This is a genomic window from Clostridium pasteurianum DSM 525 = ATCC 6013 (genome assembly GCF_000807255.1).
GTDB lineage: Bacteria > Bacillota > Clostridia > Clostridiales > Clostridiaceae > Clostridium_I > Clostridium_I pasteurianum.
This window is the reverse complement of record NZ_CP009268.1, coordinates 1,017,241-1,044,063: the sequence shown is the minus strand read 5'-3', so window position 1 is coordinate 1,044,063 and position 26,823 is coordinate 1,017,241. Positions and strand designations below refer to the sequence as shown.

30 protein-coding genes are annotated in these 26,823 nt (G+C 29.0%); 11 read left to right on the top strand and 19 right to left on the bottom strand.

Annotation, left to right across the window (positions count from 1 at the left end; genetic code table 11):
* Positions 1–66: 66 nt before the first annotated feature.
* The 5 genes from CLPA_RS04710 to CLPA_RS04690 all read right to left on the bottom strand — a co-directional run bounded on the left by CLPA_RS04710 (position 67) and on the right by CLPA_RS04690 (position 3,770).
* Complete coding sequence (locus CLPA_RS04710; protein ID WP_003444805.1) at positions 67–648, bottom strand: YdcF family protein; 582 nt, start codon at positions 646–648, stop codon at positions 67–69.
* A 39-nt stretch (positions 649–687) separates the two neighbouring features.
* Positions 688–1,053 carry a VOC family protein gene (locus tag CLPA_RS04705; RefSeq protein WP_003444807.1) on the bottom strand — a complete coding sequence of 122 codons (366 nt, stop codon included), beginning with the start codon at positions 1,051–1,053 and terminating at the stop codon, positions 688–690.
* Positions 1,054–1,370: 317 nt separating this feature from the next.
* Positions 1,371–2,603, bottom strand: coding sequence for an MFS transporter (locus CLPA_RS04700; RefSeq protein ID WP_003444809.1), 1,233 nt, complete (start codon positions 2,601–2,603; stop codon positions 1,371–1,373).
* Between the two features lie 74 nt (positions 2,604–2,677).
* Positions 2,678–3,217 carry a MerR family transcriptional regulator gene (locus tag CLPA_RS04695; protein ID WP_003444811.1) on the bottom strand — a complete coding sequence of 180 codons (540 nt, stop codon included), beginning with the start codon at positions 3,215–3,217 and terminating at the stop codon, positions 2,678–2,680.
* An 88-nt stretch (positions 3,218–3,305) separates the two neighbouring features.
* On the bottom strand, positions 3,306–3,770 hold the full coding sequence (locus CLPA_RS04690) for a GNAT family N-acetyltransferase (protein ID WP_003444812.1): 465 nt from the start codon (positions 3,768–3,770) through the stop codon (positions 3,306–3,308).
* 513 nt (positions 3,771–4,283) lie between these two features.
* On the opposite strand from CLPA_RS04690, the gene CLPA_RS04685 reads away from it, so the two are divergent.
* Complete coding sequence (locus tag CLPA_RS04685; protein WP_003444813.1) at positions 4,284–4,703, top strand: MarR family winged helix-turn-helix transcriptional regulator; 420 nt, start codon at positions 4,284–4,286, stop codon at positions 4,701–4,703.
* A 63-nt stretch (positions 4,704–4,766) separates the two neighbouring features.
* Positions 4,767–5,954 (top strand): MFS transporter, encoded by a 1,188-nt coding sequence (locus tag CLPA_RS20355; RefSeq protein ID WP_003444814.1) that lies wholly within the window; start codon positions 4,767–4,769, stop codon positions 5,952–5,954.
* Here CLPA_RS20355 and CLPA_RS04680 read toward each other — a convergent pair.
* Entirely contained in the window at positions 5,934–6,515 is a 582-nt protein-coding gene (locus CLPA_RS04680; protein ID WP_003444815.1) for a response regulator transcription factor, read from the bottom strand. The two genes, CLPA_RS20355 and CLPA_RS04680, sit on opposite strands and share 21 nt — an antisense overlap.
* Before the next feature lie 437 nt (positions 6,516–6,952).
* On the opposite strand from CLPA_RS04680, the gene CLPA_RS04675 reads away from it, so the two are divergent.
* The gene (locus CLPA_RS04675) at positions 6,953–7,228 is read left to right on the top strand and encodes a CD3324 family protein (protein WP_003444816.1); all 276 of its coding nucleotides are present in this window, start codon (positions 6,953–6,955) and stop codon (positions 7,226–7,228) included.
* Positions 7,229–7,530: 302 nt separating this feature from the next.
* A complete protein-coding gene (locus tag CLPA_RS04670; RefSeq protein WP_236900381.1) occupies positions 7,531–7,989 on the top strand; it encodes a DUF1062 domain-containing protein in 459 nt (152 codons plus the stop codon).
* A 34-nt stretch (positions 7,990–8,023) separates the two neighbouring features.
* Here the strand turns inward: CLPA_RS04670 and CLPA_RS04665 are convergent, their stop codons facing one another.
* The 7 genes from CLPA_RS04665 to CLPA_RS04635 all read right to left on the bottom strand — a co-directional run bounded on the left by CLPA_RS04665 (position 8,024) and on the right by CLPA_RS04635 (position 12,688).
* A complete protein-coding gene (locus tag CLPA_RS04665; RefSeq protein WP_003444820.1) occupies positions 8,024–8,503 on the bottom strand; it encodes an isochorismatase family protein in 480 nt (159 codons plus the stop codon).
* A gap of 54 nt (positions 8,504–8,557) precedes the next feature.
* Entirely contained in the window at positions 8,558–10,141 is a 1,584-nt protein-coding gene (locus CLPA_RS04660) for an AAA family ATPase (RefSeq protein WP_003444821.1), read from the bottom strand.
* 123 nt (positions 10,142–10,264) lie between these two features.
* Positions 10,265–10,789, bottom strand: coding sequence for a hypothetical protein (locus tag CLPA_RS04655; protein WP_003444824.1), 525 nt, complete (start codon positions 10,787–10,789; stop codon positions 10,265–10,267).
* A 108-nt stretch (positions 10,790–10,897) separates the two neighbouring features.
* Positions 10,898–11,119: a hypothetical protein gene (locus CLPA_RS04650; RefSeq protein WP_003444826.1), complete on the bottom strand. Its 222-nt coding sequence runs from the start codon at positions 11,117–11,119 to the stop codon at positions 10,898–10,900.
* On the bottom strand, positions 11,116–11,745 hold the full coding sequence (locus CLPA_RS04645) for a CatB-related O-acetyltransferase (RefSeq protein ID WP_003444828.1): 630 nt from the start codon (positions 11,743–11,745) through the stop codon (positions 11,116–11,118). Before CLPA_RS04645 ends, CLPA_RS04650 begins: the two co-directional genes overlap by 4 nt.
* A gap of 106 nt (positions 11,746–11,851) precedes the next feature.
* Positions 11,852–12,202, bottom strand: coding sequence for a hypothetical protein (locus tag CLPA_RS04640; RefSeq protein WP_003444829.1), 351 nt, complete (start codon positions 12,200–12,202; stop codon positions 11,852–11,854).
* A gap of 78 nt (positions 12,203–12,280) precedes the next feature.
* On the bottom strand, positions 12,281–12,688 hold the full coding sequence (locus CLPA_RS04635; protein ID WP_003444830.1) for a GNAT family N-acetyltransferase: 408 nt from the start codon (positions 12,686–12,688) through the stop codon (positions 12,281–12,283).
* Positions 12,689–13,514: 826 nt separating this feature from the next.
* Here CLPA_RS04635 and CLPA_RS04630 point away from each other — a divergent pair.
* On the top strand, positions 13,515–15,404 hold the full coding sequence (locus CLPA_RS04630) for an endonuclease MutS2 (protein WP_003444832.1): 1,890 nt from the start codon (positions 13,515–13,517) through the stop codon (positions 15,402–15,404).
* A gap of 447 nt (positions 15,405–15,851) precedes the next feature.
* Here CLPA_RS04630 and CLPA_RS04625 read toward each other — a convergent pair whose 3' ends face one another.
* A complete protein-coding gene (locus CLPA_RS04625; protein ID WP_003440352.1) occupies positions 15,852–17,147 on the bottom strand; it encodes an IS110 family RNA-guided transposase in 1,296 nt (431 codons plus the stop codon).
* Positions 17,148–17,554: 407 nt separating this feature from the next.
* Between CLPA_RS04625 and CLPA_RS04620 the strand changes: the two genes are divergently transcribed.
* Entirely contained in the window at positions 17,555–19,009 is a 1,455-nt protein-coding gene (locus CLPA_RS04620; protein ID WP_003444833.1) for a Sapep family Mn(2+)-dependent dipeptidase, read from the top strand.
* 81 nt (positions 19,010–19,090) lie between these two features.
* Here the strand turns inward: CLPA_RS04620 and CLPA_RS04615 are convergent, their stop codons facing one another.
* From CLPA_RS04615 to CLPA_RS21850, 3 genes are all read right to left on the bottom strand, one after another.
* A complete protein-coding gene (locus CLPA_RS04615; protein WP_003444834.1) occupies positions 19,091–19,642 on the bottom strand; it encodes a GNAT family N-acetyltransferase in 552 nt (183 codons plus the stop codon).
* Between the two features lie 65 nt (positions 19,643–19,707).
* On the bottom strand, positions 19,708–19,941 hold the full coding sequence (locus CLPA_RS21855) for a DUF454 family protein (RefSeq protein ID WP_169316248.1): 234 nt from the start codon (positions 19,939–19,941) through the stop codon (positions 19,708–19,710).
* Positions 19,907–20,089, bottom strand: a complete 183-nt coding sequence (locus CLPA_RS21850; protein ID WP_003444835.1) for a DUF454 family protein — start codon at positions 20,087–20,089, stop codon at positions 19,907–19,909. The genes CLPA_RS21855 and CLPA_RS21850 overlap by 35 nt, the downstream gene beginning before the upstream one ends.
* Positions 20,090–20,454: 365 nt before the next feature.
* Between CLPA_RS21850 and CLPA_RS04605 the strand changes: the two genes are divergently transcribed.
* From CLPA_RS04605 to CLPA_RS21075, 3 genes are read left to right on the top strand one after another with little or no spacing between them, the layout of a single operon-like run.
* On the top strand, positions 20,455–21,126 hold the full coding sequence (locus CLPA_RS04605) for a response regulator transcription factor (protein ID WP_003444836.1): 672 nt from the start codon (positions 20,455–20,457) through the stop codon (positions 21,124–21,126).
* Entirely contained in the window at positions 21,123–22,205 is a 1,083-nt protein-coding gene (locus tag CLPA_RS04600) for a HAMP domain-containing sensor histidine kinase (protein WP_003444839.1), read from the top strand. Before CLPA_RS04605 ends, CLPA_RS04600 begins: the two co-directional genes overlap by 4 nt.
* 34 nt (positions 22,206–22,239) lie before the next feature.
* On the top strand, positions 22,240–22,383 hold the full coding sequence (locus CLPA_RS21075; protein WP_155760356.1) for a hypothetical protein: 144 nt from the start codon (positions 22,240–22,242) through the stop codon (positions 22,381–22,383).
* A gap of 149 nt (positions 22,384–22,532) precedes the next feature.
* On the opposite strand, the gene CLPA_RS04595 is transcribed toward CLPA_RS21075, so the two are convergent.
* Together CLPA_RS04595 and CLPA_RS04590 are read right to left on the bottom strand one after the other, a co-directional pair.
* Positions 22,533–22,802, bottom strand: a complete 270-nt coding sequence (locus CLPA_RS04595; RefSeq protein WP_003444843.1) for an SIR2 family protein — start codon at positions 22,800–22,802, stop codon at positions 22,533–22,535.
* Positions 22,803–22,817: 15 nt separating this feature from the next.
* The gene (locus CLPA_RS04590; protein ID WP_003444845.1) at positions 22,818–24,044 is read right to left on the bottom strand and encodes an IS91 family transposase; all 1,227 of its coding nucleotides are present in this window, start codon (positions 24,042–24,044) and stop codon (positions 22,818–22,820) included.
* 373 nt (positions 24,045–24,417) lie between these two features.
* Here CLPA_RS04590 and CLPA_RS04585 point away from each other — a divergent pair, with 373 nt between their 5' ends.
* Positions 24,418–25,023, top strand: a complete 606-nt coding sequence (locus CLPA_RS04585) for a hypothetical protein (RefSeq protein WP_003444848.1) — start codon at positions 24,418–24,420, stop codon at positions 25,021–25,023.
* A gap of 382 nt (positions 25,024–25,405) precedes the next feature.
* Positions 25,406–26,731, top strand: coding sequence for a hypothetical protein (locus CLPA_RS04580; RefSeq protein WP_003444851.1), 1,326 nt, complete (start codon positions 25,406–25,408; stop codon positions 26,729–26,731).
* Positions 26,732–26,823: the final 92 nt, after the last annotated feature.

Sequence of the window (26,823 nt, the reverse complement as noted above, 5' to 3'; positions counted from 1 at the left end):
TTATACAACTATTTTGTCACCTTAATCCGGGCCTTTTAATAATCACTTCTGTATAAGTATCATCGTCTAATAAAAAATAATTTTATTTTTAGTCATAGTATAATTTTCAAAGAGATATATTACCATAATAAATAAAATAGAAAATTCTTTTGGATAAGCTGATTTTTTCATTGCATATGTTATATCAAATTTTGATAATAGGTAATTAGAACGTTTTAAATGCCAAGGTGATGTAACTACTATTGCTGATAACCACTTTCTTTTTTTCATTATTGCAATGGAATTAATTATGTTTCCATAGGTATTTATTGATTTATCCTCTTTTATAAGCGAACTCTCAGGAACTCCCAATGATTCCGCAAGGTTAATCATTATATCTGCTTCTCTATATTTATTATGAACACTTCCACCAGAACAAATAATGTATTTTGCATACCCTTTATTAAATAGTTCAACAGCTTTAATAACTCTTTCACGCATTATTGGTGATGGTCTTCCATCTTTTGTTGCAGGATATCCTAAAATAATAATACTATCAAATTTATCTTGTTTTAATTCAATTAAAGGTTTTTTATAAAACAACAAAGGAAATAAATTGATAAATACCAACAATATAAAAAATAAAATTACTATAACAATTATTAACACTTTTCTATCCTTTCACTATCATAAAAATTTTCAAGAAAATTATTCATTAATCTTTTTATGTTCAACATATTCAACTATAGTACCATCTAAATGTTTTACAGTTATATTCATTCCTGTTGGAACCTCTTTTAAGTCTCTAATAATTACGGCATTATTTTTTAATAAGAATTCTCTGAATTCTTTAACAGAATCCACTAAAAAAGTCACCTTTGTATCCTTAAATGGTTTTAAAGCTTCATCAGTACCCCCTAAGATCAAAATATTTCCTATTTGTGCTAATTCTAGATTCATCTCAGTATACTTAAATCTTAAATTGCAATCTTGATTTAACAATTTTTTATAAAATTCTATAGCTGGATTTATATCATTTACATATAAACGAGTTAATATCTTTTTTACTTTCATTTGTTCATCTCTCCATAGCATTATATACAAATCTACTTTTCAAAAATATACAGATATACATTTTTAGCTTTAGTAAAGCTTTGAGCATTAAATCCTTTAGATAAAAGTGCTTTTCTTAAATACCACATCAAAGCACCATGACTTACTATTTATCATTAATATCTAAATATCTTATACATTAAATAGTATAGTACCTTTCACAAATTATCAAATAATAATTAGAATACTATATAAATATATCCATTATCTTTATATAATATAAAGATAACTTTTATAATAATAACTTTCTTATTTTTATATAATATTCTTATACTTAATTATTTCAATATACTTTCTTTAATCTTATTTAGCCTAAGTCTAAAAATTAGAACACAGCACAATACTATTAAACAACATCCACTAAAAAGCATTAATTTCATAATTGAACTATAGTTTAACAAAACACCAAATGTACCATAGGCAATGGGAAGTGAGACATTACCTACAAGTGTAGAAACACTAAATACTCTACCTGTCATATTATCTGGGGTATTTAATTGTATTAATAATTGCCAAAAAACTACAGCACAAGCTACGCTTCCTCCAATCAATATTAAAGCAATCATATATGGTATTATTGTTTTAATCATAATAAACTGTTCAATACCAATTCCTAAGAAACATATTCCTACAAACATTATTAGATTGATAAGATAGTATTCACTTATTGTATCGTTTTTCTTTCCTCTTATATATATTGAACCTAAAAGTAAACCTAAACCCAATATTGCTTGCATATAACCTAAATTTTGAACTCCATTACCATTAAGATTTTTGGCTAAGAAAGGCAAAAGAACCATTAGGCTGCCTAAAAAGAAATGAGCAATAGCAATAATAATTATTACCCTTAAAATTTGTTGCTTATTTTTTAGAAAAAGTATACCTTCTTTCATATCTATCCATATGTTATTCGTTTCATCACTAATCCTATAATTAGATTTTAAAATTATCATATTTTCTAGGATGGCAGATATAAAATATGAAATTCCATTAAGCAAAAAAACATAAGTTAGCCCAAACCAGCTAATAGCAACTGCTCCGAACATTGGTCCAAGAACGGTACAAATTCCATTTACCATTTGGCTCATTGAATTTGCTTCATTTAATCTTTCTTTATCTACTATTTGCGGAACAATTGATTGTATTGCAGGATCGAAAAAAGAAGTTATAAAAGAAATGGACGCTCCAATAACAAATACATGCCATACTTGAAGCAATTTAAATATAGATAAACATACTATTAAAATAACCAGTAACCCTCTAATTATATCTGTTATAATTATTACATATTTTCGATTCCATCTGTCTACTAATGCACCGGCAAAAAATCCAAATATCAATCCAGGTAATACTGATATTAATAAAAATAAGCCCATTACTTTAGGTGAATTGGTTTTTTGTAAAATCCACCACGCTAATGCTATAGCATAGAATTTATCCCCTAATTGTGATATAACTTTTCCAAGCCACAGCGATAAAAAATTCCTATTGATAAAAATTTTACTGTCCATTTTTTCACGACCTTTCTATTTCTCTATAGAAAACAATAAACTATAAAGCTATAGTCAGGTCAATATATATGTTATTACAATAATTTATTAATTTCTGTTTTTGCTTTGCTTCTGATACACTTAATTTCCTCCTCATCAATACCTAGAAATTCCAGAAAAATTTGATGTTCATGTGGAGACATTCTTTCAAATTCAACATGTAAATTATGAAGTGACTCTTCCTTTATGCCAGAAGATTTCAATATTGAAACAAGATTTTTTTTATTCATCATTAGCACTTTACTATTAAAGCTTTTACTTTTTAGAATTTTTACAATAATTTTCTGCTGTAGTCTCAATATATGCAATTCATTATTTAGTTGAATTAATCGCTTTTTTAGTATATTTTCCTCACTTTTTTTCTTTGAATTAAGTAATTCTTTAATTTCCTCTAAAGACACTCCTGCTTCTCTATATAAACAAATTTGGCCTAATCTCTCCTTATCTTCTTCTGAGTATATTCTATAATTTGATTTTGTTCTCTCTGAAGCCTTCAGTATCCCAATTGAATCATAATATAAAAGAGTACTTCGTGAAAGATTGTATTCTTTACATAATTTACCGATACTATACATTAAACCCCTCATTTCTTTTTCAATAAATTGTAAATTATCACATTATTATCTCTATATCAAAAAATCGCTCTATAAATATCCTTACTTCTTATTTTACTAGACTCATCTTCTTTTCAAATAAAACTATTTTAACTGAACCATCCATATATTCTTTTACAATATTGTATCCCATTTTCTTATAGAAATAATGATTCCTTTTCTTATTAGCAGGTGTTTCCAAAGTCCAAATAGCTGCACTAGGAAATTGTTTTTCAATAAACTTCATAGCTTCTTGTCCTATTCCTTTATTCTCATAGTCCGGTATTACACAAAGCCCTCCAAGATAGTAGGTGTCGTCATGGTTATCTTTAATAATAATGTCACCTACTATTTGATTATCACAAATTATTTTATAGGTTATTCTATTTAAAATAATATTTGTCATGCTTTCTTTAGAATGATTATATCCAGGACATTCACCATATTTAATATAGTCAGCATAGAAACTTTGATTTTGTATATTAATAAGTTCATCAACATCATATATATCTGCTCTTTTAAATTCTATATTCATTGTATAACTCCTTTATGCGATAAGAATAATTCATCCTCTCTGTTCATGCCAAATATTAACAAGCCCTCTAATAATATTTACTAAGTTAACAATAATCAATATAACAAGTCCTATGGTTCTTACTGTGTTATTATCTTCCCATAAGAAGATAATTGCAACCACAAATAGGATAATTGACACTATTAAAATTAAATTTTTTCTCACAATTTCCGCCCCTATTTATTTAATAAAACTGTATAGTTACCATGCTATATCTGACAAATTTGTATTTATTATATATAAATGATACCATATTATTAATTAAATAGTAAATTATAATGATTGAAGTTAAAAGTATAAATTACACATAATAGCAGTTATGTTAAATTGGAAAAATTACTTAATATGAATCTTTATGTTAAGTGTTATTCTTAATATCTATACATATAAAAAATATAAATAGCAGTTGAATTTTCATATATGAAGTAATATAATTTAGTTATTACTTCATATATGAAATAATGGTGATTTAATATGGATAAAGAATTAGAAAGACAAATATTTAAAAAAATTAAATACTTAAACAATTTAGCAGTAGATAAATTTTCATGTATTTTTAATGAATGTATCGCTACAGGTATTCAGTTTTGTGTATTGAGAAATATTACAGAAGGTATAACTATGACTGAATTAAGAAAATCAGTAGATTGTGTAGCAAGCAACATGACTACCTTAATAAAAAGAATGGAAAGAGATAATTTAGTTTATACGGAAAAAAATCCAGATGACAGAAGGGAGACAAAAGTATATTTAACTGAACATGGAGAAAAAACACTGGATTTAATGGAACCTGAATATAAATCTTTCTTATCAAAATTATATTCTAAATTAACTGATGAAGAAAAAAACACATTAAATCATCTGTTAACAAAATTAATTGATAAAAATAAATAAAAATTTTTTTAATATATTATTTCATATATGAAATAATATATTAATACAAGGGGTGAATAAATTTTGGAAGAAAAAATAAACATTAAACCTATAGTATTCGTATTATTTATGACTATTTTTATAATCGGTGCAGATACATTTATAATATCACCTTTAGTTCCTACAATTAGCAAATACTTTAATGTCAATAATTCTGAAGCAGGTCTTTTAGTCACTGCATATTCTATAGGCTATGCTATTTTTGCATTTATTTTTGGTCCTATATCTGATAAAATCGGAAGAAGATTTTTACTAATAGTTGGATTGATATGTTTTTCAGTATTTGGCATATTATGTGGTTTTGCAAATAATTTTAAAGTACTGTTTTTACTCCGTATACTATCAGGTATATCAGCATCTGCTGCAGCTCCACAAGTTTGGGCTTCAATAGGTGATTTAATTCCTTTTGAGAAGAGAGGAAGAGTTATGGGAATTGTTTCTGCTGCATTAGCTGTAAGTCAATTATTAGGGGTTCCTATTGGAGCTTTTATTGCAAGCGCTGGTGGATGGAAGTCATCATTTTTTGCACTTGGAATTACTTCAATCATTGTGGTATTATTATCTATTCTATATTTCCCTAAAACTAAGACCAAAACTATTAATGGTAGTGCAATGTCATCTCAACTTCTAACTTCTTTAAAAAGTGTACTATTAAATAAGCATGCACTTTCAGGTTTATTTGTTACATTATTTTTAATGTTTGGGAGTTTTGGTATGTATTCATTTCTTGGTGTATGGCTTTCAGATTCATTTAAGTTAACAGTAAATGCCATAGGAAGTGTTATTATTTTTGTTGGTATTGGTAATTTAATTGGTAATTTGACTGGTGGATTTTTAGCTGATGCTTTTGGTAAAAAGAAAGTTGCTATCGTGAGTATGTGTAGTTTAAGTATACTTTTAATAATACTTCCTTATACAAGTCATAATTTTATATTAGCCATGGGTTGTATTTTATTATGGTTTATAAGTGCAGGAATATCCTTATCTTCTTTAAATTCTTTACTAGTTGGACTTGTACCTTCTTTAAGAGGAACCATGATGTCTTTAAATAGTTCTTTTATGTATATAGGTACAACTATTGGAGTTGCTTTTAATGCTATTATTTTAAATGATCTTGGATTTCATAGTGTTGGATTATCAAGTGGAATTTCTGTATTAATTTCTGTAATATTGATTTCCATACTTGTTTCATTAAAAAAAGACAAAGTTTAACCTGTAAATTAAAAAATATAAATTGATATTTGAAAAAACTCTGCCCAAATTGGAAGATAGTAACTTTAAAATTTCAAACTCCTTATGAGTCAAATTTAATTGCTTTCCTTTTTTAGTAACAGAATATTTATATATATTAATTTCCAAGTCTTTTACAGAAATCACTTCATTTCTATTAATCTCCTGTTCTTTTACGTACTTTGTTACACGCCTTATATTGGCTTTAATTCTTGCTGAAAGTTCAATTAAAGAAAATGGTTTTGTTAAATAATCGTCTGCCCCAAGGCCTAAGCCAATTGCTTTATCTGTATCATTATCCTTGGCTGTTATAATAATAATAGGTGTAACATCATGCTCTCTTATTTTCCTCATAACATTGATGCCATTAATTTTTGGAATCATTAAATCTAAAAGAACCAAATCATAAGGATGTGCTCTAAATTCATCAATTGCCGATTCTCCATCGTAAACTTGTGTAACTTCATATACATCATTTGTTAAGTATTCAGTAACCATTTCGCTTATGTTTTTATCATCTTCTATTAATAATACTTTAGTCAAAATACCCTCATCCCTTTCGCTTCTTATGAATTTTTATAATAAACTTTGAATTTGATATTTTTCCATTGAGTTTTATAATTTCCTGTGATTTTTTTCTTATAACAATTCTTTATTGTTACAAAATTTATATTTATTCAAACTTAACCAAAAATTCCATAGTTTAATTTTATCATAGAGTTTTAATTATTGTATAAAATTAGAATTTGTTGAGTTGAACCATATCATAAAAATTTAAATCTACGGATAATTTGTGGTAATATAAGTATGATATTATAATTTACAATATCATGTAAAAGGAGGATTGAAAGCATATGCTTAATCCAATCGTTATTGTTGCATAGCAAAGGCTATTGCAACGAGCAGTTAAAACACAAAAATAAGATGCAAATGTAGCCTTTGCTATTCCTAATAGAAAGAAAACCTTTAGGAGGGCAAAAATGAGCTATAAGAAAGTAATTTATATACTCCCTGATGATTTGCTTGAACAGGTGCAGAAATATGTAGATGGTGAGTTTATATATATTCCCAGAAAATTAGGTAATAAAAAGGAATGGGGAACCAGGACCTCTACCCGCCAAGAATTATATAAACGAAATACAAAGATTTATGAAGAGTATTTGGCGGGTCATAGTTCACAAGATTTATCTAGAAAATATTTTTTATCCTTGAAAAGTATACAAAGGATAATAAGGAAACAAAAAAATAGTGTTTAACTTTCAAAATGAGCCAATGCAGTTTTGTTACTGTATTGGCTCATTTTCTTTTATTAACTGTCTTTAAGGTTTAGCTTTGTATGCTCGGATGCTACAATTTAAGTAGAAAAAATACTAGATTAGGAGTGAGTATGATGAAAAAAGTTTGTGACAATCCACCTGTTATCCTTCCTATTAAGTTCTAATAGGAAGGAGTAATTTTCATGCAGAAGTTAACCTGGGATATACAGTATCTATCCCCACCATCTGCAATTAAATATTGTAAGAAGTGTGGTAAAAAGACAGAGCACCTTTGCTCCGGGTTGTTCCGGATAAATGCACAACGTAAGTATTTAGATATATGGTTAATCTATAAATGTTCAGATTGCGATTCTACTTGGAATATGACTATCTACTCCCGTATCAATCCTAAAAGTATTACCCATGAAATATTAGATGGGTTCAATAGCAACAATAGAGAACTTTCCAAAATATATGCTATGAATACAGAGTTAATACGCAAGAATGGAGCTGAAGTTGGACTTCCAAAGTATAAAATACTAGGGGACAATATTAACTTCAACACTCCTATAGAATTGCATATAAAAAGCTCTTATCCATCTCGGCTTAAAGTATCTTCTTTGCTGCGGGAAAAAATGAATTTATCTCAAAATGCTTTTGAACAGATGATAACCAGCGGATCAATTCGAAGCACTAGCGGACTTGATTTAAAAAAATGCAGATTGCAAGCAGATGTTATATTGATTATTGATAAAGAATAGATAAAACATACAGTGCAGTGATACACATCAACTATTAAATCCTTATTAATATATAGTTTGATTTAAGATTATAAATCAGCAGGGCATATACATCTTTCCCTGCTGTACATATGATGGTTATATTTGAAAAATATACTATTAAAGAGTTTTTTACGTTTTCTAAAAACTTATCTGTATGCATCACTTGTGCAAAAACACCATTAAGCGAAGCCATAAACGTATTGTGTACCATTTGAGCGGTGATGGCAGCGCCATTCCAAAGCAAATCTTTCGTGTTACATGCATCCTCAAGCACCGTCACCAAAAATCCCAAATCATGTGCTGCCCTGACCGTTGTATCAATGCACATGTGGCTCATCATTCCGCAGATTACAATATGGAGGATATTATTCCGAAGCAGTTCCTCTGACAAACCAGTCTTCAAAAATGCATTGAGGGAATGTTTAACAAAAACTTTTTCGCCAGCTTGTGGTAAAACACTTTGGTGTATTTTCACTCCTATGCTATTTGGCAAAAAGAAAGTTGCCCCTTGTAATATACAACTCTGATAAAAGGATGCTTTAAATTTCTAACAATATACCTCTAAAATTTTCTTTTCCTTTTCATGAATTCTAACAGTTACTTCTTCTGTCTTTCCTGATACTCCCTTAACTTTTCTAAAGTCAAATATTAAGAGGTACCCCTCCTCTAATCCATACTGCTCTAAATATTCTCCCAGTTGTACAAGTCCCTTTTCATGATACTTATCTCCCCGCCATATTTTAAATTCCAGTATATATATCCTTTTTGTATAAGTTATAACTATATCAAACCTTTTCTCCTCTCCACCCTTTACTTCCTTAAATGCAAAGCCTATGCCATTTATTATAGGGCTTAAAAAAGCAAGAAATAGTAGTCTCCCATCTTCTTCTAAAAAAGCTTCTCTTTTTTCCGAGTGCTCATGCTTCATAAATTCCTGAAATTTTAATAATATTTTTCTTACATTTAAGCTGCTATCTGCATTTATAAATTGTGATTTTTCATTATAAAAGCTTAAATTTCTAGAAGTTTCTATTAAGGAACTCATGTAATCATATAGCAGCTGTTCATAAATTCTATTATTCATTTTAAGATTAAAATCTTCATTCCTAAATACTCCATATATAATTCCTAAATTTATAACTGGATTATTAATATTATAAGTTATTTTATTTCCATCTATAATCAGATTTTTTACCATCTCTTTTAACTTACTGTTATTCTCAATATTTTTAATAAGACTTTGAAAGTTTGTATTATCTTCCTTTAGAAGTTCCTTTACAGCCAGATCTAGATATTCATTTTCCCACACCTTATGATTCTTATCCATAATCTTTTCATCTATTATCTTACACAATTTACTCACAAGAAAGGGATATCCTGAGGTATAAAAATGAAGTCTTTCTGAGAAATACTTCCTATCTAAATTTACATTTTTATCTTTTATGTAATCATCTAACATGGTTTCTATTTCTTCTTTTGAAAAACTCATATCCACATCAAAATCTGAAGCTATATTCCAAGGACTATTATATTTATGTTCCTCATCTGGCCTTATCTTTAACTTTAAACTCTTTACATCGTGTACTCCTGCTAATATTACGCTGTGAAAGGTTTTATCTTTTCCGGAATTTCTAAGCAAATACTTATTTCTGAGCATTCCCAAAAAGCTTAAAAACAGCTGATTATTACTGCTTTTATCCACTTCATCTATCATCAGTATTACTTTTTTATTTACTTTCATAATAAATCTTGCTATAGCCTTTGATAAATCATTAAAACTATTAACTTTGCTCTTTTGCTTTTCCAAAAAATCAGCTAGATCTTCATGCTGTAAAAACAAACTGTCAGCTAATATCTGTAAAAATTCTTTTACAAATCTCTGTTCTTCTTCAAAAATTAAATCTCCTACCCCTTCAAAACTTGTAGATATAGTTAGGTATTCACTATTTTTATCAAGTATTCTTTCCAGCATATATAAGGTAGTTGTCTTTCCATACTGTCTTGGTCTATTTATTATAAAATACTCCTCATCTTCTACGAGTTTCATTATATTCTTCAATTTCTCCGATATATCTACCATATAATGTTTTTCTGGTATACATATACCTGTAACATTAAATCTCTTGCCCATTATTCTCTCACCCCGCTTATTGTATATATTTTACCACATTATATAAACCTTTAAACAGAAAAAAAGCCGCAAAATATGCAGGCTTTATTTTACTTTCCTCAATGAAATATAGTATTCAATTTATTATCTAGCACCAACTGTAATTGCATATACTACATTGGGTTTATCATCTATTAAAATAAAATATAAGTAACCATTAGTATTCAGTTTGTAAAAGAACTTATACTTTTTATTTTTCTTTAAATCTTGGAGCAACAAAATATATTTTTCTTTATCCGACTGTTTCTGTTCTAAATTTGTATCAGACACATATTTTATAAAATCATCTATATAATATTCACTTTGATGACCTGCATCAATCCATTCAATAGAATTTTTAAATTCTTCATAATCTTTATTGGAAAACTCTAACTTTGACAATACGGATGTACCTGATTCTGATAAAACACCATTATTTTTTTGTGGATTTGGAATTTTAATATTCCAGTTATTATTTATATAAAAAGAATAAGAAAAGGGATTTTCAATAGTTTTGTTAATTTTATTATTCTTATCAATTGCACTATTTGTTGAAAATTTAATAAAGATAGCTATTAGTAGTATTATTATAACTATTACCACAAATACTAATATGTTCTTTTTATTCATTAATTTTAATCACTCCTTGTATTCATTATATCCTAGTTTTTAAAATTATTAAATAAATTGCTTTAAATTTAAGCTATAAAATAAGTAATCTAACATTAATACTATTTCCTATTTTGTTAGATTTAGATTCATTTTCTTTTCAAATAAAACTATTTTAACTGAACCGTCCATATATTCTTTTACAATATTGTATCCCATTTTCTTATAGAAATAATGATTTCTTTTCTTATCTGCAGGTGTCTCCAAAGTCCAAATAGCTGCACTAGGAAATTGTCTTTCAATAAACTTCATAGATTCTTCTTTATTTGATATTTTATATATTTTTATCAACTTAACTTCTCTATTTCTCCCGCTTGAATATATGAAATATTTCTTTGAATTTTTTCATAGGACCAGTTCCACCATTTAATTTCCATCAATTTAGAAATTATCTTATCCTCATATCTTTTTCTTATCACTTTTGCAGGTGTACCTCCAACAATAGCATAGGGTGGTATGTCCTTGGTTACTACTGCCCTAGTACCTATAATTGCACCATCTCCTATCTTTACTCCTGACATAATTACGGCTTCATATCCTATCCATACATCATTCCCAATTTCAATATTACCTTTGTTGTCCCACGCATCTTTAGGATTCAATGTTTCATCCCATTCTTCACCGAAGATAGGAAATGTATAAGTAGATAGTGATTTCATTGAATGATTGCCACTATTCATAATAAACTTTGCTCTACATGCAATAGAACAAAACTTCCCAATTATTAACTTGTCATTATTTACAGGATAGTGATACAATACATTATTATTTTCAAATTCTCGCGGATCGTCATAAAAATCATTATATATTGTATAATCTCCAACTTCTATATTATCCTTTGTAATTACATTTTTAAGATACACTATCTGATGATCATTATTTCTTGGATATATTTTATTTAAATCTGGAATAGTCATATTTAAATCTCCTCTCTAAATTTCATCTAACTTTAACTATTCCATTATTACAATGCATCTTTTCATTAACCTCACCCCTTTTACTAAATAAGGATACATTTTAGTATTATAAGCCTTTTATAGGAAAATCTAATTCTCCTTCTGGCAATCCAAGAGAACGTCCATATTTTAAGACTTTATCCCATGTACTTTTATTTTCATAATCAAACTCAAATATTTTGTCTTTGAAAATAGCAACAATATTTGTATTTTCCCAGAAATGCATATACCAATCTCCAATAATATGTTTAGATAATTCTCCTATTTCTTCTTTTGATACATTAACTTCATACATATGCCATCTATCTTTAGGATTATTATGATTTGTTATATGTATCTTTTTTATATCCAATCCATTTAATATTCTATTATCATTAAGGCTTTCTTCTACAATAATGCCAATGTACTCCTTGTTCATTATTATCCTCCACTTTCTTTGCATCTTAAATTATCCAGATAAATTTCTGCTTGATTTTAAAAGTTAACTAGCAAATTCTTAATATGGCTTGCGAATACACATAGCAGTAAACCCATTGCTCTCTACTTCAAATCCAAATTTCTTATAGTAATCTTTCTTATTAGGACCAGCAACTAAAGTAGGATAAAAATTATATTCTCTAAGCATATTTAACAGTTCTTTTGTTATGGATGAACCAATACCTTTTTTGCTATAATCAGGATGAACAATCAGACTGCATATATATGCATGTCTTATACCGTCAGACAGTATTCTTACATAGCCAATTAATTCTTCCTTATCATTTCTTGCACATATATTTCCCCAGGAAGTTTCTATACATTTCTCTAATTTCTCAATGGGATACACATCCCAAGAATTTGTAGCAAGAAGCTCGTTTAGTTCATTACAATTCAATAATTCATTTCTTTTTATCTTAATGCTCATTCAAAATCTCCTTAAATACTATAAAAAATATTTGTTTGCTATGCTTTTATTCTCTAAGTGTTCAATTAAATTTCATTTTAGAACAATATAGGCTTATTATTCCACATTATTACGTTATAGGTAAATAATATACTATTTATAAGCTAAAATCAATTATGCTTATTAAACCTACATGCTTTATTGGTTGATTTTCATATAAAAATTATATACCTCCTATTTTCTCTTTTCCTTTAGAATATTTATCCGACAACTAGTAGCTGTAAAACTCCACATTTGTATACAGTGGAGATAATAGCGACGCATTTTTTGATAATTCATCTAAACTTAGTTGGAGTAAAGACTCCAACTAAAATAAAGGATATTTAACACTTAACGGTATATTATTATAAAAGTTATATAGACTTTGTAGCATATAACGACATAACTATTATAAAAGTTTTAGGATTAGGAACAATGAATCATAACATAAATAAATGAGATTTTCAAAGAAAGTTGATAAAGTACATATTTTAGTATATACTACTTATAAATAGATAGATTTCAAAGAAGAGAGGTAATTTTGTGAGTGTTTAGTATCTAAAATAGGTAACTTAATATTAATTCTAAAATTAAGGGTGAAATGCCTTTAATTGTTATGGAATTGATTACTATTTATAGATACAAGTCCACGAAACTACTTTGGGGGTTTATTACCCTTTATTAAGAGAGCAATTAAAGCTGTGGAATATCTCCATAGCTTTTTTATTTTACAATGAACATTATGGCTTGAAACTGAAATCTATCTAGGTTTCGTTGACTTGAATAAAGTTGAGGAAGGAATTTTAAAATGGATAATACAACATTAGAAAAACTACATTACTATGAATTAAAGGAAATAGTAAAAGGTTATTGTGTAAGCGGCTTAGGCAAAGCCTTATTAGATAAATTAGAACCAAGTACAAATATAAAAGTAGTAAGTAGAAGATTGGATGAGACCTCTGAAGGAAGAGCACTTTTAGATGCTTCTTATCATATACCTTTTGATGGAATATTTAATGTGATCCCGCTTATAGAAAAAATGGAAAAAGGTGCATCATTAGCTCCAGAGGATTTAAGCATGATAGAAAATTTTTTAAGAGGTTGCAGAAAGCTTAAATTATTTATGAAGGATAAGGAAGGTTATGCCCCTACTTTGAGTGCATATAGCTTAAATATAACAGATTTAAGTTATATAGAAGAGGAAATAAATATATCAATATCAGGAAATAGAATAGATTCAAGTGCTTCAAAGGAACTTAAAAAAATAAGAAAACATATTGACATATGTGAAGGTCAAATAAAGGGAAAACTTGAAAAATTCCTAAAAAATCCTACAAATAAAGATTATATACAAGAATTTTTTATAAGCCAAAGAAATGGAAAATATACCATACCTATAAAAGCTGCCTTTAAAAATCAAGTGCAAGGTGAAGTTATTGAAACCTCGCTAAAGGGTAGTACCGTATTTATAGAACCAAATGTAATAGCCAAATATACTTCTGAGCTAGCAACCCTAAAAATTGAAGAGGCTATGGAAGAATATAAAATATTAGCTACTTTAACGGAGATGTTATATGAAAGAATAAAAGAAATTAAAATGAATATTGATGTAATATCTGAGTATGATATGATTTGGGCAAAAGCAAGGTACAGTAGTGATATAGAAGGAATAAAGCCTAAACTAAATGAGTATGGTTATATAAAAATAATTAAAGGCAGCTATCCTTTAATTAAAAATGGAGTACCATTAGATTTCGAAATAGGAAAAGATTATAGATCACTAATAATCACGGGACCTAATGCCGGAGGAAAAACAATAGTATTAAAAACCTTAGGAATGTTAACTCTTGCAACTCAATCAGGATTTCATATAAAGGCTAAAGAAGGTACAGAAATATCTATATTTAACAATATATTTGTAGATATAGGAGATAATCAAAGTATCGAAAATGCCTTAAGTACTTTTTCATCTCATGTGAAAAATCTAGCATATATAATAAAAGAAAGTACTAAATCAACATTATTATTGTTTGATGAAATTGGTAGTGGAACAGAGCCAAATGAAGGTGCAGCTTTAGCCATATCTATTTTAGAGGAATTGTACCATAAGGGATGCATAACAGTATCAACAACACATTATGGAGAGATTAAAAACTTCTCCGAGCAACATCCAGACTTTGAAAATGCAGCTATGGAATTTAGAAAAGACACCTTAGAGCCATTATATAAGCTTAATATAGGAAAAACAGGAGATAGTAATGCTCTTTATATATCAAAGAAAATGGGAATTTCAGATAATATAATTGAAAGAGCTAGAAGATATATAGAAAATAAGGATTATAATTATGAGCTAGTAAGGGATAGCAAGGTTAATAAGAAAAAAGATATTGAAGAAGATAAAGGTGAAATATATGAGTTTGTTATAGGAGATAAGGTCCTTTGGGTGGATAAGAACGAAAGTGCCATTGTTTACAAAGAAAAGGATATATATAATAATATAACTATTTTATTTAACAAAGAATTTGTTAATGTAAATTACACGAGATTAAAATTAGAAATTAAGGCCTCAGAGCTATATCCAGAGGGATATGACTTAAATCAATTATTTGTTAACTTTAAAGAAAGAAAGCTTGAAAGGGATATAGAAAGAGGGTCCAAAAAGGCTTTAAAGAAACTTAAAAAAAATCATTTAAAATAAATAGCATATAATATAGATAGATGCACGCAGAAATTTACTTATACTCCTTAATACTTTAGATCATTTTTCTTATTACTATAGTGCTCTACAACTTGTTAAAGTAAATAAAATTATTAAAACTAAAGCTTTTATATTCATTTTACTTTGATATAATAGAATTATAAGAAATATTTAGTAATGCCAACTGGAAATACTAGAGGCTATTGATTTTGTGAAGGCAAAATCAATAGCCTCTTTTGCTTTAATAAAATAATTATAAAATCATAAGGCAATGGATCTATTTCCAAAATCAAAAACAATTTAGTTAAATAATTAGACCAGCTAGTAAAAGTCAATAAAAATTAAAAAAATAATTTATGAGTAAAAATTTGCATAGCAAATAATCCATTGAAAAAGCACGAACAATGGAATTAATTGTAAGATGATTAGTCTTTAAGTTTTTAGCCGTTAGGCTGCTGTAGTAGAACCATTATTAAGATACATTTTAATATGTATTTTAGGATCACGTATTTCATACTCTTTTTGGTTCCTTAGGACGGAGAATATGTAATTAACAAGTTTATGCATTATTGCCACTAAAGCAACCTTTTTGCTTTTACCATTTAGGTTTTCTTTATAGTAGGTAAGTAAAACTTTGTTTATAGGTTCACCGCTTCTACTGGTTCGTATGGATGCTAATGCCACAGCATATAAGGCTCTTCTGCCTATTCTGGTACCACGTTTAGACATAGTATTTTTATTACTGTTAAACTTACCAGATTGATTGACAGATGGGTCAATACCAAAGTAAGCAACTAAATGTTTAGCTTTTACAAAACCTTTAATATTGCCTATTTCACTCATTATTGTGATGGCAGTTAATTCACCAATACCTGGTATTGAGTAAATCAATTGAACATTTTTCTTAAATTGCTCTGAAATCCTATTGCTTTTCATCAATGAATGAATTTCATTTAATAAATTGTTAAGCTGATTTTCTAAAGTTTCTATTACAGAAATTGTGTTCATGATTTTTACAAACAGGCTAGGCGATTTAAGACCAATGTAAATAGCTTCTTCAGCAGCATCAATTAGCTTTTTATAGATTTTTTCACTATATGTTAGTCCTTTTCTTGAATGACTGCGAATAAGATCTATTAACTCATTTTTATCAGCATTTAAGATAGCTTTAGGACTTGAATATTCTTTTAAAATTGCTATTGATGTTTTGCAAGTAATGTTTGAAAAAACAGAGCTATAGCTAGGAAAAATAATTTTTAAGTCGGTAGAAAGCTTTTTCTTAAAAGTAGATTTACTATCAGTAAACTTATAGTAATCTCTACAGAGAGCTTTTAAGGTATAAATTTCAATATCAAATGCAGAAGTATATTTAACATTTTGAAATTTGCCTATTTTAGCAATGGTTAATGCATCTTTTTTATCATTTTTCACTTTTCTTATGTCTCCATTCTTGTTACAATTAGTAATGAGTGGATTTAAGATACATGTTTCAAATGTATCCCTAAGAAAGTGGAAAAGAGTAAGATGGTATACACCAGTAGATTCCATGAAAATTGCCGTTTTCATGTTAAACTCTTCTTCCGCTTTTTTTATTTGATCTACTAGGTAATCAAAACCATTTCTATTGTGCTTAATTTTAAAAGGCTTTCTATAAACTTCACCGTCAGGTGCTAGTATAGCAACTACTGAAAAGTCTGCTGATACATCGATTCCAACTATTGGTCTATAAAAAAATTTACTCATAAAATAATATCTCCTTTGCTTTGTGAGATAGAATAGATATTCCATTTCTATCAGTAATTCTATAACCTTGTTTGTGACACGGGTAATTCCCAAAGGGAAACCCAACCAGCTAAACATAGAACTCTCACTGATGGAATGATACGCTAATTTTCGGGTATCAATGACTCGTTAGAGTTACTTCCCAGGAGGAATACATCTATCTTCTATTCAGGAGATATTATACATCAATATTTACTAGTATGGATTCCCACTTGGGAAAAATAGAAAACTAAGTTAGATGAGATTAGTACACCCTATCGGGTAGAAAATCTTCGAATAAATTAAAAGAAATGAGTTGTAATGTTCGTTAGAATTCAAGATAGTTTTCTATTGAATGTTATGACTACATTATACAAGGAGGAAAATATATGTCTATTGAATTAAATGATGGTGAAAGAGAATTATTAAAGAAAGTAGAAGTCTGGCTTAAGGCACATAAGGAAGAACTAGTACAGGATATTGAAACATGGGTTCGTATACCAAGTGTAAGTATAGCAGATGAAAATACTAAAGGCGCACCTTTTGGAAAAGAATGTGCAAAGGTATTAGACCTTGCACTTAAACGCGGCAAGGAATTTGGATTCAATACTAGTAATCATGAGGGATATGCAGGTTCTATTGTTTATGGTGATTATGAAAAAAGCATTGGACTTATAGGTCATTTGGATGTAGTACCTGAAGGGGATAATTGGATATATTCTCCCTATAAACCTGTTAGGAAGGGAGATTTTTTAATAGGAAGAGGAGTTTCTGACAATAAAGGTGCCTCTGTGGCGGCTTTGTATGTTGCTAGAATATTTAAAGATTTAAATATTCCCATTGAGCATGGTATACATATTATCTATGGGTGTGCAGAGGAAACTGGTATGGCGGATTTGGTATATTATGTGCAGCACAAACAAGTTCCATTGGTCTCCCTGGTTTTAGATGGTAATTTTCCAGTATGCCATGGACAGAAAGGCGGATTTAATGGCAGATTATTTATACCAACAGGAAAATATCTTCATAATCTAAAGGGAGGAACCGCAGAAAATAATGTACCTGATTATGCAGAAATCTTTATTAAAGATATTTCATTGCCAGAGGTTTTGTCATCTTTGGATAGAGTTTCAAAGAGTATTTCAGATTACGTAAAAGCTGAGGAACAATCTGATGGCATTTTAGTATATGCTAAAGGACGCTCAGGACATGCAGCCAATCCTGAAGGTTCTCTTAATGCAATTTGTATTTTAGCTGCTGCACTTAAGGAAAGCGGTTTGTTTAAAGATGAAGACCAGAAAGCAGTAGATTTTCTATCTTCATTTTTAGCAGACTACAATGGAGTTGGAGCAGGCATTGGATTTGAGGATGAAGTATCTGGTAAACTTACACTAAATGGCGGAATTATAAGATCCTTTAAAAATGGATTAGAATTATTTATTGATATTAGATATCCTATTACATCAAATGAAGAAGATATAACCAAGGCTCTTAAGCTAAAAATTGAACCTTATGGGGTGCGTATATTAGATGTTAGAAACAGAAAGCCTTATTTCATTGAAAAAGATAATGCTAAGGTAAAGGTGTTGACAGATACTTATAATAGTTTACGTGAAGAACATAAAGAACCTTATGTTATGGGTGGAGGAACTTATTCCAGAGTATTACCGGAAGGCATTACTTTTGGACCTGGTTTTCCAGATATTAAAAAGCAAGGTATAGATTTTTTACCAGATGGCCACGGAGGTGCACATGGACCGGATGAGGCATTGCATATACCTTCATTGTTAGAGGCAATAAAAATTTATGTACTTTCAATAGTTAGGTTAGATACATTAATATAATATATTTAGTAATGCCAACTGGAAATACTAGAGGCTATTGATTTTATTAAAACAAAATTAATAGCCTCTTTTTTTCAATAACTATCTAATATAATAATCTTCAAAAGGTATATTGCATTTAGCCTCCGCTTCTGCAAAGGACTTTTTATTTAAAACTTCTATACGAGCCTGTGCCTGTGGAATAGCTTTTGTCAGTAAAAAATCCACTTGAAAATCCTTATATAGATTACCAATTAATACAGTATATAGCTCTTCCATGAAATCTTTTGTTTCAAATAATGATTCTATATCAATTCTTAAAATTCCTATTTTTTCTTTTCCTTTAGAGTATTTATAAGATGGACATATCTCAACTGTTCCTATAGCCCTGCTGTTCTGCTTATTTATGATGCTAAAACGTACAAAATCCTGAATATCATATGATTTAATCCAATACTCAACACATTTTTTGAATTTATCGAAGTCAGTATAGAAAAAATCATCACCACAATTATCACCATTGAAAAATTTTGCAGCCAAAGGATCTGAATAGCAAGAAAATAATTCTTCACTATCCCCTATGTTTAATTTTCTAAGAATAAGGCTGTTAGCCTCATATTTTGGACAATTTATAAAAGGATTTACATTTCCCATATATCTTCCTCCCCATACTTAATAAAAGCATTATATAATTTAATTCTAAAACACTATTTTTTATATTATGAATCAGACCTCTCCTCCAAACCCTTAGTCTTCAATAGAAGTAGATGGATTGTAACAGCACTGCCAATTACTGCAAACATAATGCTTGACCAAAGTTTGTGCATTGCAATGGCTGATATTATAAGCAGTACCCACAGCATTATAATTCCTCTTGCCTTTGCTGCAACCGTTACTCCACTACCGTTCTTGTAATTTTCAATATAAGGTCCAAAAAAAGCGATTTTTAACAAGCAATCTGTAAGTTTTTTCAGAACTTGCAGAAAAACACATGGCTGCAAGAATAACAAAAGGTGTAGTTGGAAGAATTGGCAAAAATATTCCTATAGAAGCAATAACAATCAAAATACATCCAACTGCAAAAATTACATATTTTTTCATTACCATCACCCCCTCAATATCATTTGTTTTTATGACTTCCTTCTAGATATGTTATAATAATACATTACCCTAAGTATCATTATTTTGAAAGCTTAAATTTAATCAAATTAATCTATAACTTTTATTTATAGGTATAGATTATACATATTCTAATTTATCTGTGTGATATTAAATTGTTATATAAATTCAGTTGTCCAATGAGATACTATCTGATAGAAAAATTTTTGAAGTTATATAATATACTTTAACATTTTTTTAACATTAATATGATAGGATGGCACACAATATATGATGAAATAGATTTCTAGTGCTTTTACTTCGATTTATAGAAAAAGTGTTTTTAAATAGAAAGGTGTGAATATTTTATGGTAAATATACTTGTAGTAGAAGATGATGTAAAATTGAATCAAATTGTATGTGCATATTTAAATAATAATGGTTACCGTGCAACAGGCTGCTTAAATCCTCGTGAAGCTTATGATTATATGTATAATAGTCTATATGATTTAATTATTTCAGATATTATGATGCCTGAAATAGATGGCTTTGAGTTTGCTGAAACTGTCAGAAATATTAATCAAAAAATACCAATTTTATTTATGACTGCTCGTGATGATATTGCATCAAAGCAAAAAGGTTTTCGTGCAGGAATAGATGATTATATGGTTAAACCAATAAATATGGATGAACTTTTAATGCGTGTAGGTGCACTGCTTCGGCGTGCAAATATTGCCAACGAAAGAAAACTTGTTGTAGGAAGTCTTATTATGAATGCTGATGAAATGACAGCAACCGTTAATGATGAGGAAATTCCTGTTACATTAAGAGAATTTAATATTCTTTATAAAATGTTATCCTATCCAAAACATACCTTTGCACGAGCACAGCTTATGGATGAGTTTTGGGGAGTTGAAAGTAATACCAGCCTTAGAGCTGTAGACGTATATATAACAAAGCTGCGGGATAAATTCTCCTGCTGCAAGGATTTTAAAATTGTAACAGTTCATGGTCTTGGTTATAAGGCGGTATTGTCATGATTAAAAAAAGACGTAAAAATAAAGAAAAAGATAACAGGGTTAATACAAAACATATCTCTGTCATGGGATTTATATGGACATATTTTATATTGTCAGTGTTAACTGCCGGTCAAGCTATGATATACAACTCCTATGTACGTCCGGAAAGCATACCATGGAATTATATTTTTGGAATCATGGGATATTGGGCAATAGTTGCCCTGATATTTTGTCTTGTAACTTCAAGGCAGCGTTACATTGCCTATGATAAGCCCATGAATATCCTAAGCCAAGCAGCAAAACAAGTTGCAGAGGGTGATTATTCTGTATGGATTCCACCCCTTCGCAAAGATGGAAAAAAAGATTATGTTGAGGTAATGTTTGAAGACTTTAACAAAATGGTAGAAGAATTGGGAAGTACAGAAATCCTCAAAAATGATTTTATTGCCAATGTTTCTCATGAAATAAAAACACCTCTTTCTGTTATACAAAGTTATGCCATGGCATTACAGAAGGAAGATTTGAGCTCTGAAGTAAGAAAGGAATATACAGATACTATCATAAATGCATCTGAAAAGCTTACTGCTCTAGTAACAAACATATTGAAACTTAATAAATTAGAAAATCAGGAAATAGGTATATCAGCTAAATCCTATGATTTGTGTAGACAACTCTGTGAATGTGCACTGTCTTTTGAAGATCTATGGGAAGAAAAAAATATTACATTTCATGCAGATATTGAAGATCGTGCAATCATTTGTGCAGATGAAAGTATGCTGGAAATTGTCTGGAACAATTTAATTTCAAATGCTATAAAGTTTACAGAGCCTGGAGGCACTGTTAAGTTAACGCAGACTTCAGATTCTGATACCATAACAGTAACTGTAGAGGACAGCGGCTGCGGTATGGATGAAGAAACAGTTAATCATATCTTTGATAAATTTTACCAAGGAGATACCTCCCACTCTCAGGAAGGTAATGGGCTTGGACTTGCTCTTTCTTTGAAAGTAATAGAGTTAATTGACGGCAAAATATCAGTGAAGAGCAGTCTTGGGCAGGGTACAATATTTACCGTTGAATTAAATGTAAATATTAGTTAATTAATATGTTATCACTAAGTGCACACTGCTCACTATGGAGAAAACAGCTAATGCTACAGAATACAGTGCAATTACTGGAATAATATTCAGTGCATTTATTTTAGTTTCAGGAATCGTAATAGTTATCAAAAAATACTCATATGAAAATATTAAGATAATTATATTTTCATTTATATAGCATTAAAAAAGCGGCCACAGCCGCGTTATTTCGCTTCGCTCAACTTCTTTTGGGCGAAGCCCTTTAATTAGACCCATTTCTTAGCATATCTATTTCATAATATTTTTATAAAGCTAAAACCTTTGCGAAGCATATTGATGCTCCGCATTTTAATACTCATAAGTTATACCATGAACTCCGTCATATTTTCTTGGTCTCATTATAGCTCCGCATTTCTCGCAACTAAATGTAGGAGGTTCAATTACATTTTCATCATCTATTTCATCAAACATCTCAACTACATCCCTTGGTATATATTCTTCAACTCCACATTCTGTACATATATATAAGACTCCGTCTTCTTCAATTAAATTTTCTTTCAATTTAGCTTTATATTTTGCCCTTTGTTTATCTTTTATTTTTTTATTCTTTTTAGCCATAATAACTACCTTCCTTTATACATATAATGGCTCTATTTTATCACGAATTATTCCCTTAATCACACCATAATTGTACATTATCTCTTCAATTTTTATTTTGTTTTCACCTATTATTTTCTCTTTAAATTTTTCTCTTACACTTACATTTTTATAGTATATATCATGAAATTTCATCTGTGTTCCACACTTTTCACATTTTAATGGATTCACTCCAAATGTAAGAAGTATTCTTGTTTGCCAATTATTAATTTTTCTTTTGAACTCAGCAACTTTTTCATTTACCAACTTAAAAAATTTATTTTTATGTCTTGTGTTTTTAGCATATATTCCATAATATCTTATCATCTTAAAATTCTTTTCTGGTATGTGTCTTATTACTCTACCTATAAAATCAATAACATCTATTTCCTCTACAACTTCTTCACCATCTTCATGTCTTTCATAACGAAAAGTTACTTTTTTACCATCATACTTTATTATTCTTGATTCAGCGATAGCTGGTCTTGCTGTATATCTTCCAACATACTTTCCTGCTTGCTTTGCTGTTTTTATTTCACCTTTTCCATATACATAAAATCCATTCTCTAACCTTTTATATAGCTTATTTTTTAATTTTTTAAATTCTTTTTTTCCACTTTTAAGATTAATTCCTATTTCGTCTAACAATATTTTTTGCCATCTTTTCCTTAGTGCTGTATAATTTATATGTTTTGTATTCCTCCAAATTGTAATTTCTCCAGCACCACCTTCGGTGACAATTAAGTGAACATGTGGATTCCATTTTAAGTCTCTTCCAAAAGTATGAATTACTGAGATTATTCCTGGTGTAAAACATTCTTTTTTATTTAAATCTCTAAACCAGCTCATAATTGCTTTTGCTGAACATTTAGGTAATAATGATAATAGTTTTCTATCCCTAGCAAAATATATTCTAAGTTCCTGTGGAATTGTAAATACCATATGTCTATGCTTTGAGTTAATAAGTCTTGCCACCATTTCATCAGACCATTCTTCAGATTTTTTCTTACCACATGAGGTACAAAATCTACTTTTACAGCTAAATCCAACTCTTTTTATATGACCACAATTTTCACACTTAAACTCAATAAATCCATTATCTAAGGATTTACAATTAATCATCTTATCAACTTCTCTACTTATGTTAGCTCTAATTTTCCCTTTATATATCTCACTGAATTTTTCCCAATTATCCACAAATATTTGTTTTATAACACCTTGCATAATCATCACCAATCACTAAATTTGCTAATAATTATATCAAAAATCCTATTCCAAAATATTACTTGTAATATTTTCCTCAAACTTCTAACATTAGATTTTTCAAGCCCTGCCGGGCAATATTTTTATACAAAAAATTTTTAAATTCCTAATATATAAAAAAGCAGTTTTAAATTCTAAATAGATATGAATTTAAAACTGCTTTTTCATTTTTATACCACTTAATGTACTTTCATATTTTTTAACATTAACATTTTACAAACAATTCTTTGACAACTCTCAAACATTTTTAAATCATAATGTATACATCAAAGGAAAGCAATCAGAATTTACTTAAAATATGTAAAAATTTTATATTTGAGAGGAAAATTTAATCATGGAAAAAGAAAACAAATTTATAGGCTATGAGTATAAAAATGTAACCGTAAAAAGTGATATAGAATCTCTATGGACAGATGGGTATAAAAATTTTGGATGGAACCTGGAAAAAAGCCGTCCCACCATTGTAAAACATGCTTGGGGACCAATTAGGGTTATGGTTTCTCCACTTGCTATTTTCCCAGGCAGTCATTTTTCAAAGATGGTGCGTGACCATGAATCAGAAACTAAGGTAGATTTAATTTTCAAACGTGATAAGGATATACAGAGAAAAGGAGATCTTAACCGTTTACAGCTTCAGTTTGAAAACAGTGCAAAAGAAATTGATCGTTTGGAAAAATCTAAAAGTACAACAGCCAAAATTGTGGCATATTCAATAGGAATTGTCGGAACAGTATTTATGGCAGGTTCAACCTTCAGCTATCTTGCAGGAATGCTTCAACTCTGTATAATTTTGGCAGTACCTGGATTTGCCGCATGGATTTTATCTTATTTTCTTTATAAAACAATTAAAATAAATAAAACAAAAAAATTAGCTTCACCCATAGAAAAACAGTATGACAATGTATATGAAATTTGTAAAGAAGCAAATGATTTAATTTAGTAATAAAAATTTTTAACCTGACTAACTTGCCGCAAGTCTCCCCCTTCTTCAAGTAGGAGTTCAACGCCAAGTAAGCCATGCATTTGCAGTTCTAAAATTAAGATGGGGTAAAAGAATCCCCACCTGAATTAAGAACTTGCTTCAAAGGAGGTGAAATAAGATGGGTAAAGTAATTGCAGTTATCATTATTGTAGTAGTTGCATTTGGTGTTTTTAAGTATTTTAAAAAAAATAATTAATAATCACATAAAAATCAATAGAGGCGGTCATAAATTAACCCTTATAAGGTTTATGCTGCTTCTTTAATTTCTAGAATTAATAAGTTTATTAAAGAAAGATTTTACCCCATTGGACTTGCTTGTATGAAAGGATGTAACTAGACATTGATTAATAAAGATTTATTTAAAATTATTGGAAGAAAAATAATAAAGCAAAGGATAATAAAAAAAGAAGCTAGACTCATGAAAACTACTCCTAAGCTTTTAAAAGAAGTCAGAAAAACAATACCTCTTGAAATAATAATTATTTTAGTAACCTTAATTGCATGTGTTAGTGCAGATTCTTACTTTTTCATAGCCTGTTCCATATATCTTTCTATCAATGTACTTATCAGAGCAATAATGTTATTAAGATTTACAGACAAAAAAGGAAAAGAAGTAACATGGATTTCAGAAAAGAAAATGTATGTCAGATGCCTATGTGGAAATTTTATTTTATCAATTGCATCACTTGGCATTTTGGGATGTGGAATATTAATGTTTTTTTTAGAAAGTCAAATGATTAACATATCTGTGGCAATCATCGTTGTATTTTTGGCAGGAATCAACCTGTTATTCATGTTACGCTATTATATGATTATAAAAAATTATACCGATATATTGATAAAATCATATCGTATTATGAATTACGCCTACGCCTTAATAAATTTTGCTCTTCTGGTAAGTGTTACGTTATCTATTTCTGATACCGAGAACATAGAACAATTGATTGGAATTACGGGGATTGTATTTGGTGGCGGTACACTAAGTTTAACCGGTTATATATTGTGGTATGTATTACTAACAAATGAAAAAAATAGAAACTTGTACTACCATATACGTAATAATAGAATGATTATTTTTACAAGACTATCACTGAAAAAAGATGTTGCTCTCGTACTTGGAAAAGTTATCTTAAGTTGTATAACTCTGTCGGGCTTTGTTTTTGTTAATGCTTTATATAGTGCAGGAATGGGAATTGCTAAATATGGTGCAATCAGAGCACAGGAGAAAGAACAAAAGAAACAGATTCAGAGTTACTTTGAAATAGGAGCATCAATTTTAGGAGCCAGTCTGTGTTATGTAGTTTATTCACTCAGTATGTTCTCCAAAGAAAAACCCATGCAATATAATATGAATATTACATTAATTATTGCCGTGTATACTTTTACGGAACTATTTCTTATTATCAAAGATTACATTAAAGCGCGGAAGACAAAAAATCTCATATCTGAAGAGATTAAGCTTATAGGTCTTTCCTCAACTTTGATTTGCTTAGTATTGACACAGGTGGCTATTATGTCGATTTCACATAAAGGTGATGCCACATTTTTTAATGGACTTTCAGGCATTGTCTTTGGAAGTATGTCGGCACTGATTGGCATTTATATGATGTTAAGGTCAAAATTCTTAAAACAAAAATTCTATGAAATACAAGATAAAAATAATTAGTCATTTTATAAGAATCTCATTAAAATCTGATATTTTTAAGACATATAAGATTTTTTATTAATATTTCTCAAACATTTCTTTGACAATTCTCA

Excerpts from the sequence above, each read along its gene's own strand:
- CLPA_RS04705 (WP_003444807.1), bottom strand. The coding sequence starts at position 1,053 with ATGAAAGTAAAAAAGATATTAACTCGTTTATATGTAAATGATATAAAT.
- CLPA_RS04700 (WP_003444809.1), bottom strand. The coding sequence starts at position 2,603 with ATGGACAGTAAAATTTTTATCAATAGGAATTTTTTATCGCTGTGGCTT.
- CLPA_RS04695 (WP_003444811.1), bottom strand. The coding sequence starts at position 3,217 with ATGTATAGTATCGGTAAATTATGTAAAGAATACAATCTTTCACGAAGT.
- CLPA_RS04690 (WP_003444812.1), bottom strand. The coding sequence starts at position 3,770 with ATGAATATAGAATTTAAAAGAGCAGATATATATGATGTTGATGAACTT.
- CLPA_RS04685 (WP_003444813.1), top strand. The coding sequence starts at position 4,284 with ATGGATAAAGAATTAGAAAGACAAATATTTAAAAAAATTAAATACTTA.
- CLPA_RS04675 (WP_003444816.1), top strand. The coding sequence starts at position 6,953 with ATGAGCTATAAGAAAGTAATTTATATACTCCCTGATGATTTGCTTGAA.
- CLPA_RS04660 (WP_003444821.1), bottom strand. The coding sequence starts at position 10,141 with ATGGGCAAGAGATTTAATGTTACAGGTATATGTATACCAGAAAAACAT.
- CLPA_RS04655 (WP_003444824.1), bottom strand. The coding sequence starts at position 10,789 with ATGAATAAAAAGAACATATTAGTATTTGTGGTAATAGTTATAATAATA.
- CLPA_RS04645 (WP_003444828.1), bottom strand. The coding sequence starts at position 11,745 with ATGACTATTCCAGATTTAAATAAAATATATCCAAGAAATAATGATCAT.
- CLPA_RS04640 (WP_003444829.1), bottom strand. The coding sequence starts at position 12,202 with ATGAACAAGGAGTACATTGGCATTATTGTAGAAGAAAGCCTTAATGAT.
- CLPA_RS04635 (WP_003444830.1), bottom strand. The coding sequence starts at position 12,688 with ATGAGCATTAAGATAAAAAGAAATGAATTATTGAATTGTAATGAACTA.
- CLPA_RS04630 (WP_003444832.1), top strand. The coding sequence starts at position 13,515 with ATGGATAATACAACATTAGAAAAACTACATTACTATGAATTAAAGGAA.
- CLPA_RS04625 (WP_003440352.1), bottom strand. The coding sequence starts at position 17,147 with ATGAGTAAATTTTTTTATAGACCAATAGTTGGAATCGATGTATCAGCA.
- CLPA_RS04620 (WP_003444833.1), top strand. The coding sequence starts at position 17,555 with ATGTCTATTGAATTAAATGATGGTGAAAGAGAATTATTAAAGAAAGTA.
- CLPA_RS04615 (WP_003444834.1), bottom strand. The coding sequence starts at position 19,642 with ATGGGAAATGTAAATCCTTTTATAAATTGTCCAAAATATGAGGCTAAC.
- CLPA_RS21850 (WP_003444835.1), bottom strand. The coding sequence starts at position 20,089 with ATGAAAAAATATGTAATTTTTGCAGTTGGATGTATTTTGATTGTTATT.
- CLPA_RS04605 (WP_003444836.1), top strand. The coding sequence starts at position 20,455 with ATGGTAAATATACTTGTAGTAGAAGATGATGTAAAATTGAATCAAATT.
- CLPA_RS04600 (WP_003444839.1), top strand. The coding sequence starts at position 21,123 with ATGATTAAAAAAAGACGTAAAAATAAAGAAAAAGATAACAGGGTTAAT.
- CLPA_RS21075 (WP_155760356.1), top strand. The coding sequence starts at position 22,240 with ATGGAGAAAACAGCTAATGCTACAGAATACAGTGCAATTACTGGAATA.
- CLPA_RS04595 (WP_003444843.1), bottom strand. The coding sequence starts at position 22,802 with ATGGCTAAAAAGAATAAAAAAATAAAAGATAAACAAAGGGCAAAATAT.
- CLPA_RS04590 (WP_003444845.1), bottom strand. The coding sequence starts at position 24,044 with ATGCAAGGTGTTATAAAACAAATATTTGTGGATAATTGGGAAAAATTC.
- CLPA_RS04585 (WP_003444848.1), top strand. The coding sequence starts at position 24,418 with ATGGAAAAAGAAAACAAATTTATAGGCTATGAGTATAAAAATGTAACC.